Source organism: Paractinoplanes ovalisporus, assembly GCF_016834655.1.
GTDB classification, from domain to species: Bacteria; Actinomycetota; Actinomycetes; order Mycobacteriales; family Micromonosporaceae; genus Actinoplanes; species Actinoplanes ovalisporus.
On sequence record NZ_JAENHP010000011.1, the window covers coordinates 103,323 to 118,113 of the forward strand.

Here is a 14,791-nt window from a genome sequence, read left to right on the forward strand (position 1 = left end):
GCGCGCCCCGCCCGTATCCGTTCGCGCACCCGCTGGTGTCCGATTGCGCGCCCCGTTCATGTCCGTTCGCGCACCTCGCTCATGTCCGTTCGCGCGCCCCGCTCATGTTCGATTGCGCGCCCCGCTTATGTTCGATTGCGCGCCCCCCTCGTGTCCGTTCGCGCACCTCGCTCATGTTCGATTGCGCGCCCCGCTCATGTTCGATTGCGCGCCCCGCTCATGTCCGGGTGCGCGCCCCGCTGGTGTTCGGTTGCGCGCCTCGCTCATGTCCGGTTGCGCGCCTCGCTCATGTCCGAGTATGCGCCTCGCTCACGTCCGGGTGAGCGCCTCGCTCATGTTCGAGTGTGCTCGTGTTTATCGTGCGCGCGTTTCGCTCATGTGAGCAGCGCGCGTGAATTTTCGACGGCCATGGTGTGCACCTCGTGGTCGGTGAAGCCGGCCTCGAGCAGGCGGTCGGCGAACAGGGCGAGGCCGTCCTCGACCGGCGGGTTGAACGGCTGGCCGAGGTCGCTGGACAGGATCGAGTGCGCCGGGCCGGTCGCGCGGATGTTCGCGAACATGTCCGCCCACGAAACCTTGCCGGTGTGCGGCGTGGTGAAACAGCGCTCCAGCAGGACGTTGCGGGCGGCGAGGTGCTGCTGGTCGGCAACGGTCAGGCGCTGCGAGGTGAACTCGGGGTGGGTGACGACGATCCGGCGAACGCCGAAAGCCTGTGCCACCTCGACCACGGTCAGGATCTCGGCCGCGGCGAGGTGCCCGGTCGCCAGCACGAGATCGTGGCGGGCGACGACCCGCAGCACCTGCTCGACCGCCTCGGTCACGTGGCCGGAAGGGTTCAGCACCTCCACGATCGCGGGCATGATCCCCTCGGCTCGCAGCGCCTCCTGCAGCGCGCCCCACATCGCGGGCTTGGCGCCGGGCAGGTCGCCGGCCGTGTTCGTGCGCTGATTGCGGGAGTCCACAGTAGGCATCCACACGGTGCGCGCGCCGAGCCGGGCCGCGATCTCGACGGCGGCCGGGTTCATGCCGCCCATCGAGCCGTTGAGCGTTATGGCGCCGAACACGTCAACCTCGGGAACGGCCTTCCGCACGACGGCCGCGCGCTCAGCGGTGGTCACATAGTGCGACTTGAGCACGAACCCGGCCAGCCCCACCGCGGCGAACCGCTGGGCCAGATCGAGGTCGTCGATGCGCCGCTCCATGACATCCGGCGCGACGTGAACATGGGTGTCGTAGGCGCCGGCGACAAGTTCGCGGGCCTTCGCCGAGGGTTCCATACGCTGCTCCCTTAACATCGAACGGCGCCGTGGATGGGTGTGCTTCGGTGGGCGGGAGTCTGGTTCGGGCCGGCGCCCGGTCGAACGAGGCGCACACGAGCGGGCGGTCTGCGCTAGCTGATTGCGAACGCTGTCAGCGTGGGCAGGTCGGGGGCGTAGCCGTCGGTTGTGTCGACGTCCAGGGTGGGCACGTCGAGGTGGATGGGCTCGAACGGGCGCGACACCGGTGTCTTGCCGCGCCGGGCGATCCGCCGTTCGGTGACGGCGGGTGGGGTCTGGCAACGGAGAATCCGCACGTCGGCCTGTTCCAGCAGGGGAACCAGGCCACGTGCCCATGCCGGATGTTGGAACGCCGCCTCGGCCACGTGGGAGACGCCAGCCTCGACGAAGAGGCGGATCGTGGCGAAGAAGACCTCGTACGTCCGGTTCATGTCACCGGTGTCCATGCCGGCGAAGATCTCGTCGCGGTGCAGGGCCGGGCGGCCGAGGTCGGCGGCCAGACGACGGGCGAGGGTGGTCTTGCCGGCGCCGGGTGGGCCGGTCACGACGAGCAGGGCGGCGGTCAGGGCTTGCGTCCCACGGCGCCGCAGATGGCGATGTCGGCCGGGTTCGGGCGGTCGCCGTCGCGGCGCCAGTCGGAAAGGCCGGCCTCGGCCAGAAACCCGACGGCGCGCTGCAGGAAGACCCGGTTCTCCCGCACCGACACGCGCACGCTCGGGTGGGCGCGCTCGATGAGATCCCCGGATTCCCGATCGACCGCGAAGTTGTCGGTGCCGCCGAGCCAGTAGTTGTATCGCCGCGCCGGCTGCACAGTGGACGTGTCCAGACCCTCGGGCGCATCACGCTCGGCCCGCAGCTCGTCGACCATCGGCTCCCCGCTCTCGCGCCCGATCCGATCACCCCGAGGCTACCGCAGATCGATCGCCTTCACTGGCCCGCGAGCGCAGAACTACTTGTGCCGCCGCGACCAGAGCCGCACAGCGACCTGCCATCCGCACCGCACAGCGAGTTGCCACCCGGCAGAACTACCACAGCACCGCACAGCGAGCCGCCACCCGGCAGAACCAACCACAGCACCGCACAGCGAGCCGCCACCCCGGCAGAACCGACCGCCGTGCCGGTACAGCAGCGCAACAGTGGCTACCGGGCGGCGAGGGCGGCGGCGATCCGGCCGCCCAGGTCGACGTTGTTGTTGTAGATGGCGACGTTCGTTTCGAGGCTGCGGCCCTCGGTGGCCTTCAGCAGATGGTCGAGGAGGAACGGGGTGGTGTCGTGGCCGATGATGCCCTGGTCGCGGGCGGCGGCGCGGGCCTGCTCGATGACGGCGTCGTGCTCGTCCTTGGCCAGCTGCTTGTCGGCGGGGACCGGGTTGGCGACCAGCAGCGCCGACTTGAGGCCCAGGTCCCGCTGGGAGGCGGCCATGGCGGCGATCTCCTCGGGGGAATCGGCCGCGTACTCGACGCTGTGGCCCGAGTCGACGATGTAGAAGCCGGGGTACGTGGTGGTGCGGTAGCCGACCACCGGGATGGAAAGGGTCTCCAGGCGTTCCAGCGTGGCCGCGATGTCGAGGATCGACTTGGCACCGGCACTGACCACGACGATCGGGGTCTCGGCCAGGGTGAACAGGTCGGCCGACTCGTCGAACGTCACGCCGGCGCCCTCGTGCACGCCGCCCAGGCCGCCCGTCGAGAAGACACGCACGCCGGCGCGGTGGGCCAGCAGGGCGGTGGCGGCGACGGTCGTGCCGCCGTTGAGCTTCTTCGCGGCGGCTACGGGCAGGTCGCGGACGCTGAGCTTGGCGGCGCCGTCGTCCAAGGAGAGCTGCTCGAGCTCGTCGGTGCTGAGGCCCACGACCGGCACGCCGGCCACCACGCCGATGGTGGCGGGGGTGACGCCCGCGGCGCGCAGCCGGGTCTCGGCCTCGACGGCCACGTCAAGGTTGCGGGGCCGGGGCAGGCCGTGCGTGATGATCGTCGACTCGAGCGCCAGCACGGGCCGGCCGGCCGCGAGGGCGTCGCGGACCTCGTCGGAGATCTTGATCATGGGACTCCCTTTCGACGTGATGGCGGTCGCGCGACCCGGCGTGAGTCGCTACGTCAGGCGACGCGGTGACCGACGAAACGGCTCGTCGCACAACCCGCCAACCAACGACCGGCTCGTCGTACAACGGGCCCATCGAAGATCCGGCCCGTCGCGGGACGCAGCGACCAACAGAACCAGTGAAGATCGAAGATTGATTTCCAACAAGCTTGAATTTGAGATGGACTGATAGCCTCAGGCAATGAATCCGTCGTTGCGCCAGCTGGAGGCGTTCGTCGCGCTGGCCGCCGAGGCGCACTTCGGCAAGGCGGCCGCCCGCATCCACGTCACCCAGCCGGTCATCAGCCAGGAGATCCGCCGCCTCGAGCGGGCCCTCGGCACGAGCCTGTTCGACCGTTCCACCCGCAGCGTCGCGCTCACTGCTGCCGGGGCCGAGTTGCTTCCGTACGCGGAACGGACCCTCACCACCGTCCGTGACCTCACGATGCGGGCCGAGCGTCTGGTCAGCAACCCGCACGGCGAGGTGCGCGTCGCGGCCAGTCCGAGCGTGCTCGACCGTTTCCTGGGTGAGCTGGTGCGCCGGGCCGAGCGCGAACTGCCCGACGTCACCCTGACCGACGTGCCCGTCCCGACCGGAGAGGTCGAAGACGCGATCCGCCACGGCGAGGCCGACCTCGGCCTCGGCCGTTTCCTCACCGCCTCCGACGGCTACGTCGTGGCCACCATCGGCCGCGAGCCCGTCTTCGCGTTGCTGGGCGACAGCCACCCCCTGGCTCGGCGAGCCACGCTCAACCTCGCCGAGCTGGCCGACACCGATTCGAGCGCATATGGAAGAGAGCGCCGGGTCGGCCTGGACGAGAGCCGGCGCGAGCGGCACGACGACCGGCGCGAACGGGACGACGACCGGCGCGAGCGGGAAACCGGCAAGGGCGATCTGCCGCTTCTGCTCTGGCCCCGCGAACGCCACGCCGCCTACTTCGACCACCTCGTCGGCATCTGCACCGACCGCGGCCTCACTCCCCTGCTGCTGGCCGGCCCGCCCCAGCTGGTCGGCGCCCGCTCCTACCTCATCTCCGACGGCCGCGCCTTCACCCTGGTGCCGGAGTCGACCGCGCAACGGCCCATCCCCGGCACCCGGGCAATCCCCCTCTCCCGACCGGCCTCGGTGCCGCTGGAGCTCCTCATGCCCCGCGACCCCGCCCGCCCGGAGATCCGAGCAGTGGCCGACCTGGCGCTCACACCACCACGATGACCGGGCCGGCATTCCGGAAACCCCGGCACATCAACGCGATAAGCAGGCCGGCACTCCGGAAACCCCGGCACACCAACACGATAAGCAGGCCCGCACTCCGGAAACCCCGGCACACCACCACGATGAGCAGGCCCGCACTCCGGAAACACACGCGGCACGCCACCGGGATGACGTGCCGCGCGCTCGAGAGCAACCCGCTCACACCTTCGCGATGATGTGCTCCTGCAGGGACGGGATCACGGTTTCGCCGTACACGCGAAGGGTTTCCTCTTTGTTGTCGTGGTCGAGGTACCCCGCGAACTGCGTCACCCCGAGCTCCTTCAACCGCGCCAGCTTCGCCTGATGCTCCTCCGCCGTGCCGATCAGGCAGAAACGGTCGACGATGTCGTCCGGCACGAAGTCGACGTGCGAGTTGCCCGCCTTGCCGTGCTCGTTGTAGTCGTACCCTTGCCGCCCCTTGATGTAGTCGGTCAGGGCGGCCGGCACCGCGCCGTCCGTGCCGTACTTGGCGACGATGTCGGCCACGTGATTACCCACCATCCCGCCGAACCAGCGGCACTGGTCGAGCGCGTGCTGCCGCCCGGCCTCGGTGCCGTCGGTGATGTACATCGGCGCCGCCACGCAGAACGCCAGCGAGTCGGGGTCACGACCGGCAGCGGAGGCGGCCGACCGCACGGCCCCGATCATCCACCGGGCGATGTCCACGTCGCCGCACTGCAGGATGAAACCGTCGCCCACCTCGCCGGTCAGTTTCAGGGCGAGGGGCCCGTACGCCGCGACCCACACGTCCAGCCGGGAACCATGACTCCACGGGAACCGGATCTGCGACCCGTTGATCTCGACCGCCCGCGAGTTGGCCAGCTCCCGGATGACGTGCACCGACTCGCGCAGCGTCTTCAACGTCGTCGGCTTCCCGTTGGTCACCCGCACCGCCGAGTCGCCCCGGCCGATCCCGCAGATGGTCCGGTTGCCGAAGTACGCGTTGAGCGTCGCGAACGTCGACGCCGTGACCGTCCAGTCGCGGGTGGCCGGGTTCGTCACCATCGGCCCGACCATGATGCGGTGGGTCTGACCCAGGATCTGCGAGTGCACCACGTACGGCTCCTGCCAGAGCACGTGCGAGTCGTAGGTCCAGAAGTGGCTGAACCCGTGTTCCTCGGCCCGCCGGGCCAGCGCCACGATCCGGGGCGCGGGCGGATTCACCTGCACGACAACGCCGAAGTCCATGGCTCCCCCTAGACCAGGTACTGAGAGAGGCCACGCGGCACATAGCGGCCGTGACCCTTCTGCCCGATATATCCCGACGAGTCAACGATCACTGAGCCACGCGACATCACGACATCAACGTGGCCGTCGATCTCGAACCCCTCCCACGCCGAGTAGTCCATGTTCATGTGGTGTGTTTTATGAAGACCCAGAGACGTGTGCCCCTGGGGGTCGTAGACGACGATGTCCGCGTCCGCCCCGGGCTGGATGACACCCTTGCGCCCGTACAGGCCGAACATCCGCGCCGGCGTCGTCGACGTGATCTCGACCCAGCGCTCCTTGGTGATCTGTCCCGACACCACGCCCTGGTACATCAGGTCCATCCGGTGCTCGACCGAGCCGATGCCGTTGGGGATCTTCGAGAAGTCCCCGACGCCCATCTCCTTCTGGTCCTTCATGCAGAACGGGCAGTGGTCGGTCGAGACCATCTGGATGTCGTTGGTGCGCAGGCTCTGCCACATGTGCGCCTGGTGGCCCTCGGCCCGTGAGCGCAGCGGCGTCGAACAGACCCATTTGGCGCCCTCGAACCCGGGCGCGCCCAGCTGCTCCTCCAGCGACAGGTAGAGGTATTGCGGGCAGGTCTCGCCGAACACGTTGAGGCCGCGGTCGCGGGCGGTCGCGATGTGCTCGACGGCCTGCTTGGCGCTGACGTGCACGACGTAGAGAGGCGCCCCGGTCAGGTCGGCGATCATGATCGCGCGGTGGGTGGCCTCGGCCTCGGCCTGCCAGGGCCGGGTGAGCCCGTGGTAGTACGGCGACGTGTTGCCGGCCTGTAACGCCTGCTGCACCAGCACGTCGATCATCGCGCCGTTCTCGGCGTGCATCATCATCATGGCGCCGTTGTCGGCGCCCTTCTGGAAGGCGCGCAGGATCTGGCCGTCGTCCGAGAGGAAGACGCCCTTGTACGCCATGAACAGCTTGAAGCTGGTGACGCCCTCGGCGATCAGCTCGTCCATCGCCTTGAGCGACTCGTCCTGCACGTCCGACAGGATCTGGTGGAACCCGTAGTCGATCGCGCAGTTGCCGGCCGCCTTGGCGTGCCACGCCTGGTACTGGTCGAGCACCCGCTGTTCCGGGTACTGCACCACGAAGTCGACGATCGTGGTCGTGCCGCCCCAGGCCGCGGCCCGGGTGCCGGTCTCGAACGTGTCCGAGGCGAACGTGCCGCCGAACGGCATCTCCATGTGGGTGTGCGCGTCGACGCCGCCCGGGATCACGTATTTGCCGGTCGCGTCGATCACCTGGTCGACCAGGGCGGCGATATCGGTGCCCAGCAGGGTCGAGCCGGGCTGCAGCACGGCGGCGATGGTCTCGCCGTCGACCAGCACGTCGGCCGGGGCCGAGCCGGTGGCGCTGACGACGGTGCCGCCGCGGATCAGAGTCGTAGTCATGGAACCACCAATCAGGGAGCGACGATCGGGCCGTAGGCGTCCGGACGACGATCACGATAGAACTGCCAGTCGTCGCGCACCGCCCGGATCATGTCGAGATCCAGGTCCCGTACGAGAAGCTGCTCGTCATGCCGGGAGCCGAGCTCGCCGACGTAGTTGCCCTGCGGATCGGCCACGTACGAGGTGCCGTAGAAGTCGACCGCCTGGTCACCGAACTCGTTGGTCTCGGCCCCGACCCGGTTCGGCACCAGCACGAAGTATCCGTTGGCGGCGGCCGCCCCGGTCTGCTCCAGCTCCCACAGCCGGTTGGACAGCCCCGGCTTGGAGGCGTTGGGGTTGAACACCAGCTCGGCGCCGTTGAGGCCGAGCACCCGCCAGCCCTCCGGGAAGTGCCGGTCGTAGCAGATGGTCACGCCGACCTTGCCGACCGCCGTCTCGAACACCGGCCACCCCAGGTTGCCGGGCCGGAAGTAGAACTTCTCCCAGAACCGGTCGAGGTGCGGGATGTGGTGCTTGCGGTACTTGCCCCGGACCGAGCCGTCGGCGTCGACCACCACGGCGGTGTTGTAGTAGACGCCGGTCTGCGCCTCCTCGTAGATCGGCAGCACCATCACCGTGCCCAGCTCGCGGGCCAGATCGGCGAACCGTTGCACGATGGGCCCGTCGGCCGGCTCGGCGTACCGGTAGTACTTCTTGTCCTGCACGATGCCGAAATAGGGGCCGTAGAACAGCTCCTGGAAGCAGACGACCTGGGCGCCCTGGGCCTTGGCGTCCCGGGCGAACTGCTCGTGCTTGTCGAGCATCGACTCCTTGTCGCCGCTCCAGGTGGCCTGGGTGATGGCGGCTCGTACGACAGCCATGGACTTCCTTTCAAGACGCGACACTGAGACGACTCTAGGAAACGGCTCTGGGAAACGGCGCTCTTACCGGATTTCAGGTCGGGCGTCTCGGGGCCGCCCGACGCTCTCCCGGTAGGCCGCCAGCATGCCGGCGGGTTCGACCAGGCCGATCTCGGTCAGGTAGGCGGTGACCAGGGCGGGCGGGGTGGGCTCGAAGAACTGGTTCCAGACGGTGACCCGGCCGTTCTCGGCCAGCTCCCACCCATCGCTGAGCTCCGAGCCGGGCCGCAGCTCCATCCCGATCTCGGACGGGTCGCCGTCGAAGACCTTGGACAGCTCGGTGACGCCGTAGATCGGCACGCCGTGGTACTGGCAGGCCAGCGCCAGCGGCAGCGTCCCGGTCTTGTTGACCAGGGTGCCGTCGGCGAAGACGGCGTCGGCGCCGACGACCACGACGTCCGACTTGCTGACGGCGATCGCCATGGCCGCGTCGGAGTAGAGGGTGACCGGGACGCCGGTGCCGGCGATGCCCTCGATCAGGCCGCGTGACTCGCGGTACGGACGGGACTCGGTCGCGTTGACGGACACGTCGGGGATGGTGTCGACGACGCGGCGCATGACGCTGCGCAGCGAGCCGGAGTTGGAGTGGTAGAGCAACCGGGTGCCGGGCTTCACGATCTCAGTGATGCCGTCGGCGAGGGCGTCGACGGCCTTCTCCGACCGCGTGACGAACGCGCGCATGGCACCCGAGACGGCCTCGACGACCGAGCGGGACGTGCCGTCGGTGCCGGCGGCCGCGGACCGGGCGAGGTCGACGACGTTGCGGACACTCGTCATCGACGGCTTGGTGCGGTTGGCCCAGCCGCAGACGTTGTCGAGTTCGGCCCGGACGACGGCCGGCTCGGCGTCGCGCAGCGGTTCGAGGGTCAGGTCGATGATGCGCGCAACCGTGCGGCCGAACAGGCTCCCGCCGGGAATCTTGTTGTCGGCCACTGCCCGGGTGAGATCCTCGAGCTCGGTCATGACGTGCCCTTCTGGTCAGATGCGGCGGCCGGCGGGCGGTCCACCGTGGCGGCGGTGGCAGGGATCTGCAACCGCATGCTGAAGCGATTCGAGTCGTACGTGGCCCGCGCGACCTCGACGACCCGGCCGTGCTGGTCGGCGGCGGACGAGCGCAGGGCCAGCAGCGGGGCGCCGAAGTCGACGCCGAGAAGCCGGGACTGTTCGTCGTCGGCGCGCACGACCTGGAGGGTGCCCTCGGCCGTACGGAGGTGGATGTCGTGTCCGGCGAGGGCCCGGTAGAGCGAACCGCCGTCTTCGAAGAACTCCGCGCCGGGCAGCTTGTCGCCGACGTCGCGGGGAAGCCAGGTCTCGAGGATGACGGCGATCCGGCCGCCGATCTCGACCGTACGGCGCAGGTGGAAGGCCCGTTCCCGGCCGGTCAGGCCGAGGTGGCGGGCGACCTCGCCGTCGGGCTTGACGAACCCGGCGGTCACCATGTCGACCGTGAACTCGACGCCGGCTGTGCGCAGCGTGTCGGTGGTGCTGCGCAGCAGGCTGACCTCGTAGCTGACCGTGCGGCCGGTGACGAACGTGCCCTTGCCCGAGCGCCGTTCGATCAGGCCGGCGCTGGTCAGGTCGGCCAGGGCGGCCCGCACGGGCGCCACCGAGACGGAGAAGCGGTCGGCGTACTCCTTCTCGGTCGGCAACCGATCGCCCGGCTGGTATCGGCCGGAACGGATCTCGTCGTGCACGAGGGTCCGGATCTGCTCCCAGAGGGGCAGTCCGCGCGGGCGCAGGGTGCCGGGCGGGGTCACGGGCGAAAGATTATTAGTTTATGTTCTTAGGTTCCAGCCCCGCGTCGAGCTGTTCACCGCGTCGTGACATACCGGCCTTCGCCTGTGACCGGGGTCACATCGAAGGATGATCCGTGGCGGGTGCCCTCGTCGTCTGACGGGATGTGAAGGTGACCGAGCTGGACGAGGAACAGCTGATGCGGCGCGTCGCGCGGGCCGATCGGGCCGCGTTCGACGAGCTGTACCGGCGTACGTCGCCGTGGCTCGCCGTCCGTCTGCGGCGCCGGTGCGCCGACGACGGCATGGTCGCCGAGGTCATGCAGGACACCTATCTGGCGGTCTGGCGCGCGGCCGGTTCGTTCGCCGGGGTGCAGGGCGGCGGGAGCGCGGCCGGCTGGTTGTGGACCATCGCCGCCCGCCGGCTGGTCGACGCCATGCGACGGCGGGCCCGGCACCCGGAGACTCCGGCTGAGGAGCTTCCCGTACGCAGTACGCCCGCCGCCGAGGACGAGGCGCTCGCCGGGTCGATCGGCGACGAGGTCGGCGCCGCGCTGGCCGGACTCGCCCCGGAACTGCGGGCCGTGCTGCACGCCATGGTGCTGGACGGGCTGACCGTACGGGAAACCTCGATCCTGCTCGGCCTGCCCGAGGGAACCGTGAAAAGCAGGGCGCGTCGCGCCCGGACCGTCATGCGGGAGGCACTGTCGTGACGAACCACATCCCGGCCGCCTCGCTGGCCGCCTACACGACCGGGGACCCGGCACTCGACGACACCGCGGTCTGGACGATCGAGGTCCACCTGGAGAACTGCCCCGACTGCCGGGCGCAGCTCGCCGCCGTGGCCCCGGAACCGCTGACCGCGCTGCTCGACGACGTGCAGGTGATGATCGATCGGGGGGTGCGTACCGGGCCCGAGCCGGTCCGTCGACGCGCCTGGCGTCGCCTCGCCCACCGGTGGGCCATGTGGTCGCTGATCCCGTGGCTGGTCACCATCGTCGCCGCCGTGCTGGCCGCGTTCGCGCTCGACCGCTCGTTTCCCGAACGGCCGTCGCTGGTGCTGCTGCTGGCGCCGGTCGCTCCCCTGGCCGGCATGGCGTCGGCGTGGTCGCGGCGCACCGATCCGGGCTGGGAGATCACGGCGGGCACCTCGCGGGCCGGGCTCGAACTGCTCCTGCGGCGTACGGCCGTGATCCTCGCGGTGGTGCTGCCGCCGCTGGCCCTGGCCGGCTGGCGGCTCGGGACCACCCCGGCGTTGTGGCTGCTGCCGGCCCTCACCTTCACCGCGGCCACGCTGCTGCTCGGCGGGCGGATCGGCGTGGTCCGGGCGGCCGCGGTGCTCGGCGGCTCCTGGTTCCTCGTCGTCGTGGCGCCGGCGCTGGTCACCGCCGACATGCCGGCCCTGATCGAACCGTCGAGCACACCCGGCTGGGTCGTGGCCGCGGTCGTCGGCGCCGCACTGGCGATCTGGCGCGTCGACGACCACCGCCGGAACGCCTGAACGTCCCCCCGTTCGCAAGACACCTTCGTCCTTGGAGGAAACGTTGGTACGTATGGTCACTGACACCGAGTTGCGGCCCTCGACGACCGCCTGGCCGGTCGAGACCGAACAGTTGCGGGTCAAGGCCGGGCGCCATCTGGCCGTCGACGGCCTCGACCTCAGGCTGGGCGTCGGCGTGCACGGCCTGCTCGGCCCGAACGGCGCCGGCAAGACCACGCTGATGCGCGCTCTGTCCACCGTCGAACGCCCCTCCGGCGGCCGGCTGCGGTTGCTGGGCGAGGACGTGACGAACGGGCGGGCGCTGCGGCCGCTGCGGTCCCGGCTCGGCTATCTGCCCCAGCACTTCGGCTTCTACCCGCGGTTCACCGTGCGCGAATACGTCGAGTACGTGGCCTGGCTGCGCGAGATGCCCAGGGCCGACATCCCCGAGGCGGTCCAGCGGGCGGTGGAACGGGTCGGGCTCACCGACCGGGCCGACTCGCGGCTCAAGGCGCTCTCGGGCGGCATGCTGCGCCGCGTCGGCATCGCCCAGGCGATCGTCAACGGCCCGGCCGTGCTGCTGCTCGACGAGCCGACCGTCGGCCTCGACCCCGAACAGCGGGTGGAGTTCCGCACCCTGCTGCGCGAGCTCGGCCAGGACAGCTGCGTGCTGGTCTCGACCCATCTGGTCGAGGACGTGGTCGCCGCCTGTTCCGACGTCGTGCTGGTCGACAAGGGCAGGCTGGTCTGGCAGGGGGTGCCGGCCGACCTGACCCGCCTCGGCGAGCAGGGTGGCGTCGGCGACAGCGCGGCCGAGCGCGGTTACAGCACGCTCCTGGCGAACCACCGGAGCGCGGCATGAGGCGGATGCTGCGCATCGAACTGCGCCGTTCCAACGCCCTCACACTGATCCTGCTGCTCTTCGCGGCCGGCGCGGCCGGGCTGCTGCTGTCCGGCAACGACTGGTCCAGCACCTGGATCCGGTTCGTCTACCTCCATGGTTCCTCGGTGTTCCTGCTGCTTCCCCTGGCCCTCGCCGGCGGTGCGGTGCTGGGACGCCGGGAGAAGCGCACCAGGGCCGACGAGCTGATCGCCAGCACCGGGCGGCCCAAGACCCAACGGCTCCTGCCCGGCCTGCTCGCGCTCGGCATTGCGGTGGTCTTCGCCCACCTCGTGGTGTTCGTGGTCGCCGGGGTGCTGCCCGCCCTCAACGGCAGCTACGTCGGCCTCATCTCGTTGCTGTGGCCCGTGAGCGGCATGGTCGTGCTGGTCGGCGGCGTCTGGCTGGGCCTGGCGGCCGGCCGGGCGTGGTCGTCCCCGCTCGTGCCGCCGCTGCTGGCCGTCGTGGCCGTGGCCGCGCAGGTCGGGCTCGCGGAGGCGGGCGGTCCGGGCGGGTCGTCGCCACTGCGCAACCTGTCGCTGCTGGGCCAACCTCCGTCGTACGACTGGGAAACGGTCTCTCCGAAGACCCTGCTCGGCTGGACCGTGCTCGGTCTGGGTCTGGCGGGCGCCGGTTTCCTGCTGTCCACCGGCCGCTCCTGGCTGCCCCGGGTGGCCGCGGTCGCCGTGCTGGGCGTGGCCGTCGCGGTCGCCGTGGTCGTGCCGGGAACGTCGCAGGCCGACCACTTCCGCATCGACGCGGGCGCGCAGAAGCTCGTGTGCGCCGACGGTTCGCCGCAGGTGTGTGTGACCGCGGTCCACGCGTACGTCCTGGACGACGCCGCCCCGCAGGTCCGCGAGGCCCTGCAGCTGCTGGCGAAACTGCCCGGCGCGCCCACCCGGGCCGTCGAGTGGCGAGCCTCCGAGGTGTACGAGCCCGGGAAGTCGATGTGGATGGACGGCGGCACCACCAAGCCGGAGCCGGGCACGCTCAGCTTCGACCTGGTGCTCGACGACAACCGGATCAGCGAGGCGCTGGTCGAGAACATCGTGGCCGGCGCCGGGACCTCCTGGGTGGGTTGCCAGAACGGCCGCGACCTGGTCTCCGCCCACGTGGCCGGGGCCTGGCTGATGGGCACCGACAAGCTCGACGGGGTCGCCGATGCTCTCGGCCACTACCCCGAGCTGGACCAGGAGATCAGCCAGGTGCTGACCACGCTGCGGGCCGCGCCCGAGGCCGAGCAGGTACGGCGGGTGGCCGCGATGCGCGACGCCGCCCTGACCTGTGGCGGCGACCTGGTCGGGATCCTGACCGGGAAGGCGTCGGCGTGATGCGCTGGACCTATCTGTACCTGCGATCGCGGCGCCTGCCGATCGCACTGCTGGTGTCAGCGGGGGCGCTCGTGCTGACCTGGGGCGGCTGGTCGCTGTTCACCGACCGCCGCGAGATCGACGAGAACCTGGCCGTGCTGACCGCGCTGCTGGCCCTGGCCCCGCTGATCCCCACCATGGCCGGCGACGACGACTCCCTCGAATCGACCGCGGCGCTGTTCTGGCCGCCCCGGCGGGCGCTGCACCTGCTCGCCTTCATGGCCCTGGTCGCCGGGGGGATGCTGGCCAGCGCGGGCACCGGGGCCTGGTTCGGCCCGTCGGGCGTGGTGCTGCGCAACGTGGCCGGGCTGACCGGGCTGATCGCCCTCGGGGTGTCCGTGGCCGGCATCCGGATGGCCTGGCAGCTGCCGATCTGCTGGACGGTCCTGCAGATGCTGTTCGGCGGTCTGGCCGAGCCCGGCTGGCGCGAGGCTGCGTTCTGGCTCTTCCAGGCCGGGTCGAGCCGCCCGGCCGCGTTCACCGGGGGCGCCCTGTTCGTGATCGGTGTGCTGGCCTACGCCCGGCGGGCCGGCCCGCGCACCGCCCCGGCCGAAGCCGCCCTGGGCCAATAGAGCCCGTGATCACCCCGCCCTCAGCCGTCCACGGCGTGGGGCTGAGGGCGCAGGCCGAACGCGCTGCGGTGGAACACCAGCGGTAGCGAATGGTCGGCCTGCTGGACGGAGTGCAGCTGCAGCAGGACGATCGTGTGGTCGCCGGCCTCGACCTCGCGGTAGATGGTGGTGTCGAACTGGGCCAGGCCGTCGGGCAGGGTCACCGCACCGTCGTGGCTCAGCAGCACCTCGATGCCGTCGAAGCGGGTCGCGACCGGGCCCGCGAGCTGTCGCGCGAGGCCGCCGTGGCGGTCGGCCAGGATCGTGATGCCCAGGTGGGCCGAGCGGCGCAGGTCGGGCCACGTCTTCGAGGTGTTGGCGATCGAGAACGACACCAGCGGCGGGTCGAGGCTGACCGACGTGAACGAGCTGGCCGCCAGCCCCAGCAACACCCCGTCGACCTGGGCCGCCACCGCGACCACTCCGCTGGGGAAGATGCCGAACGCCTGGCGCAGGCGGACCGGGTCGAGGTCCTGGTTGGTGGGGAACGGAAGGGCGTGTTCGGTCATGGAAGCTCCCTCGCACGGAACAGGGCACTCCACAAATCCTATAGCCGAAGTAGGTAAAAGGGCGATTTACAAGTGTGACGATC

At 70.4% G+C, this 14,791-nt stretch carries 16 protein-coding genes; 6 read left to right on the plus strand and 10 right to left on the minus strand.

The window, feature by feature from the left end; translation table 11 throughout:
* Nucleotides 1–374: 374 nt before the first annotated feature.
* The 4 genes from JIG36_RS29260 to JIG36_RS29275 form a co-directional block, all read right to left on the minus strand.
* Nucleotides 375–1,277 (minus strand): DUF6282 family protein, encoded by a 903-nt coding sequence (locus JIG36_RS29260; protein ID WP_203379624.1) that lies wholly within the window; start codon nt 1,275–1,277, stop codon nt 375–377.
* Between the two features lie 113 nt (nt 1,278–1,390).
* Nucleotides 1,391–1,822, minus strand: a complete 432-nt coding sequence (locus JIG36_RS29265; RefSeq protein ID WP_203379625.1) for a P-loop nucleotide/nucleoside kinase family protein — start codon at nt 1,820–1,822, stop codon at nt 1,391–1,393.
* A gap of 17 nt (nt 1,823–1,839) precedes the next feature.
* Nucleotides 1,840–2,145: an SAM-dependent methyltransferase gene (locus tag JIG36_RS29270; RefSeq protein WP_203379626.1), complete on the minus strand. Its 306-nt coding sequence runs from the start codon at nt 2,143–2,145 to the stop codon at nt 1,840–1,842.
* A gap of 272 nt (nt 2,146–2,417) precedes the next feature.
* Nucleotides 2,418–3,320: a pseudouridine-5'-phosphate glycosidase gene (locus JIG36_RS29275; RefSeq protein WP_203379627.1), complete on the minus strand. Its 903-nt coding sequence runs from the start codon at nt 3,318–3,320 to the stop codon at nt 2,418–2,420.
* Between the two features lie 238 nt (nt 3,321–3,558).
* Between JIG36_RS29275 and JIG36_RS29280 the strand changes: the two genes are divergently transcribed.
* Nucleotides 3,559–4,569, plus strand: coding sequence for a LysR family transcriptional regulator (locus tag JIG36_RS29280; RefSeq protein WP_203379628.1), 1,011 nt, complete (start codon nt 3,559–3,561; stop codon nt 4,567–4,569).
* 198 nt (nt 4,570–4,767) lie between these two features.
* Here JIG36_RS29280 and JIG36_RS29285 read toward each other — a convergent pair whose 3' ends face one another.
* The 5 genes from JIG36_RS29285 to JIG36_RS29305 form a co-directional block, all read right to left on the minus strand.
* Nucleotides 4,768–5,796: a TIGR03842 family LLM class F420-dependent oxidoreductase gene (locus JIG36_RS29285; protein ID WP_203379629.1), complete on the minus strand. Its 1,029-nt coding sequence runs from the start codon at nt 5,794–5,796 to the stop codon at nt 4,768–4,770.
* A gap of 8 nt (nt 5,797–5,804) precedes the next feature.
* Nucleotides 5,805–7,226 (minus strand): dihydropyrimidinase, encoded by a 1,422-nt coding sequence (hydA, locus tag JIG36_RS29290; protein WP_203379630.1) that lies wholly within the window; start codon nt 7,224–7,226, stop codon nt 5,805–5,807.
* 11 nt (nt 7,227–7,237) lie between these two features.
* The gene (locus JIG36_RS29295; protein ID WP_203379631.1) at nt 7,238–8,086 is read right to left on the minus strand and encodes a nitrilase-related carbon-nitrogen hydrolase; all 849 of its coding nucleotides are present in this window, start codon (nt 8,084–8,086) and stop codon (nt 7,238–7,240) included.
* A 63-nt stretch (nt 8,087–8,149) separates the two neighbouring features.
* Nucleotides 8,150–9,088, minus strand: a complete 939-nt coding sequence (locus JIG36_RS29300) for an eIF2B alpha/beta/delta subunit family protein (RefSeq protein WP_203379632.1) — start codon at nt 9,086–9,088, stop codon at nt 8,150–8,152.
* Nucleotides 9,085–9,882, minus strand: coding sequence for a GntR family transcriptional regulator (locus tag JIG36_RS29305; RefSeq protein ID WP_203379633.1), 798 nt, complete (start codon nt 9,880–9,882; stop codon nt 9,085–9,087). The genes JIG36_RS29300 and JIG36_RS29305 overlap by 4 nt, the downstream gene beginning before the upstream one ends.
* 176 nt (nt 9,883–10,058) lie before the next feature.
* Here JIG36_RS29305 and JIG36_RS29310 point away from each other — a divergent pair, with 176 nt between their 5' ends.
* Genes JIG36_RS29310 through JIG36_RS29330 form a run of 5 tightly spaced genes read left to right on the plus strand, consistent with a single transcriptional unit; the run spans nt 10,059 to nt 14,160 of the window.
* Nucleotides 10,059–10,571 (plus strand): RNA polymerase sigma factor, encoded by a 513-nt coding sequence (locus tag JIG36_RS29310; RefSeq protein ID WP_203379719.1) that lies wholly within the window; start codon nt 10,059–10,061, stop codon nt 10,569–10,571.
* Nucleotides 10,568–11,359, plus strand: coding sequence for a cupin domain-containing protein (locus JIG36_RS29315; RefSeq protein WP_203379634.1), 792 nt, complete (start codon nt 10,568–10,570; stop codon nt 11,357–11,359). Before JIG36_RS29310 ends, JIG36_RS29315 begins: the two co-directional genes overlap by 4 nt.
* Before the next feature lie 52 nt (nt 11,360–11,411).
* Complete coding sequence (locus JIG36_RS29320) at nt 11,412–12,200, plus strand: ABC transporter ATP-binding protein (RefSeq protein ID WP_203379635.1); 789 nt, start codon at nt 11,412–11,414, stop codon at nt 12,198–12,200.
* Nucleotides 12,197–13,549, plus strand: a complete 1,353-nt coding sequence (locus JIG36_RS29325) for a hypothetical protein (protein ID WP_203379636.1) — start codon at nt 12,197–12,199, stop codon at nt 13,547–13,549. Before JIG36_RS29320 ends, JIG36_RS29325 begins: the two co-directional genes overlap by 4 nt.
* Entirely contained in the window at nt 13,549–14,160 is a 612-nt protein-coding gene (locus JIG36_RS29330) for a hypothetical protein (protein ID WP_236048464.1), read from the plus strand. The genes JIG36_RS29325 and JIG36_RS29330 overlap by 1 nt, the downstream gene beginning before the upstream one ends.
* 20 nt (nt 14,161–14,180) lie before the next feature.
* Here JIG36_RS29330 and JIG36_RS29335 read toward each other — a convergent pair whose 3' ends face one another.
* Nucleotides 14,181–14,708, minus strand: coding sequence for a flavin reductase family protein (locus tag JIG36_RS29335; RefSeq protein WP_203379638.1), 528 nt, complete (start codon nt 14,706–14,708; stop codon nt 14,181–14,183).
* Nucleotides 14,709–14,791: the final 83 nt, after the last annotated feature.

Bases quoted from the DNA above. Each gene is read 5' to 3' on its own strand.
- JIG36_RS29260 (WP_203379624.1), bottom strand. From the start codon at position 1,277: ATGGAACCCTCGGCGAAGGCCCGCGAACTTGTCGCCGGCGCCTACGAC.
- JIG36_RS29270 (WP_203379626.1), bottom strand. From the start codon at position 2,145: ATGGTCGACGAGCTGCGGGCCGAGCGTGATGCGCCCGAGGGTCTGGAC.
- JIG36_RS29275 (WP_203379627.1), bottom strand. From the start codon at position 3,320: ATGATCAAGATCTCCGACGAGGTCCGCGACGCCCTCGCGGCCGGCCGG.
- JIG36_RS29280 (WP_203379628.1), top strand. From the start codon at position 3,559: ATGAATCCGTCGTTGCGCCAGCTGGAGGCGTTCGTCGCGCTGGCCGCC.
- JIG36_RS29285 (WP_203379629.1), bottom strand. From the start codon at position 5,796: ATGGACTTCGGCGTTGTCGTGCAGGTGAATCCGCCCGCGCCCCGGATC.
- hydA (WP_203379630.1), bottom strand. From the start codon at position 7,226: ATGACTACGACTCTGATCCGCGGCGGCACCGTCGTCAGCGCCACCGGC.
- JIG36_RS29295 (WP_203379631.1), bottom strand. From the start codon at position 8,086: ATGGCTGTCGTACGAGCCGCCATCACCCAGGCCACCTGGAGCGGCGAC.
- JIG36_RS29300 (WP_203379632.1), bottom strand. From the start codon at position 9,088: ATGACCGAGCTCGAGGATCTCACCCGGGCAGTGGCCGACAACAAGATT.
- JIG36_RS29310 (WP_203379719.1), top strand. From the start codon at position 10,059: ATGCGGCGCGTCGCGCGGGCCGATCGGGCCGCGTTCGACGAGCTGTAC.
- JIG36_RS29320 (WP_203379635.1), top strand. From the start codon at position 11,412: ATGGTCACTGACACCGAGTTGCGGCCCTCGACGACCGCCTGGCCGGTC.
- JIG36_RS29325 (WP_203379636.1), top strand. From the start codon at position 12,197: ATGAGGCGGATGCTGCGCATCGAACTGCGCCGTTCCAACGCCCTCACA.
- JIG36_RS29330 (WP_236048464.1), top strand. From the start codon at position 13,549: ATGCGCTGGACCTATCTGTACCTGCGATCGCGGCGCCTGCCGATCGCA.
- JIG36_RS29335 (WP_203379638.1), bottom strand. From the start codon at position 14,708: ATGACCGAACACGCCCTTCCGTTCCCCACCAACCAGGACCTCGACCCG.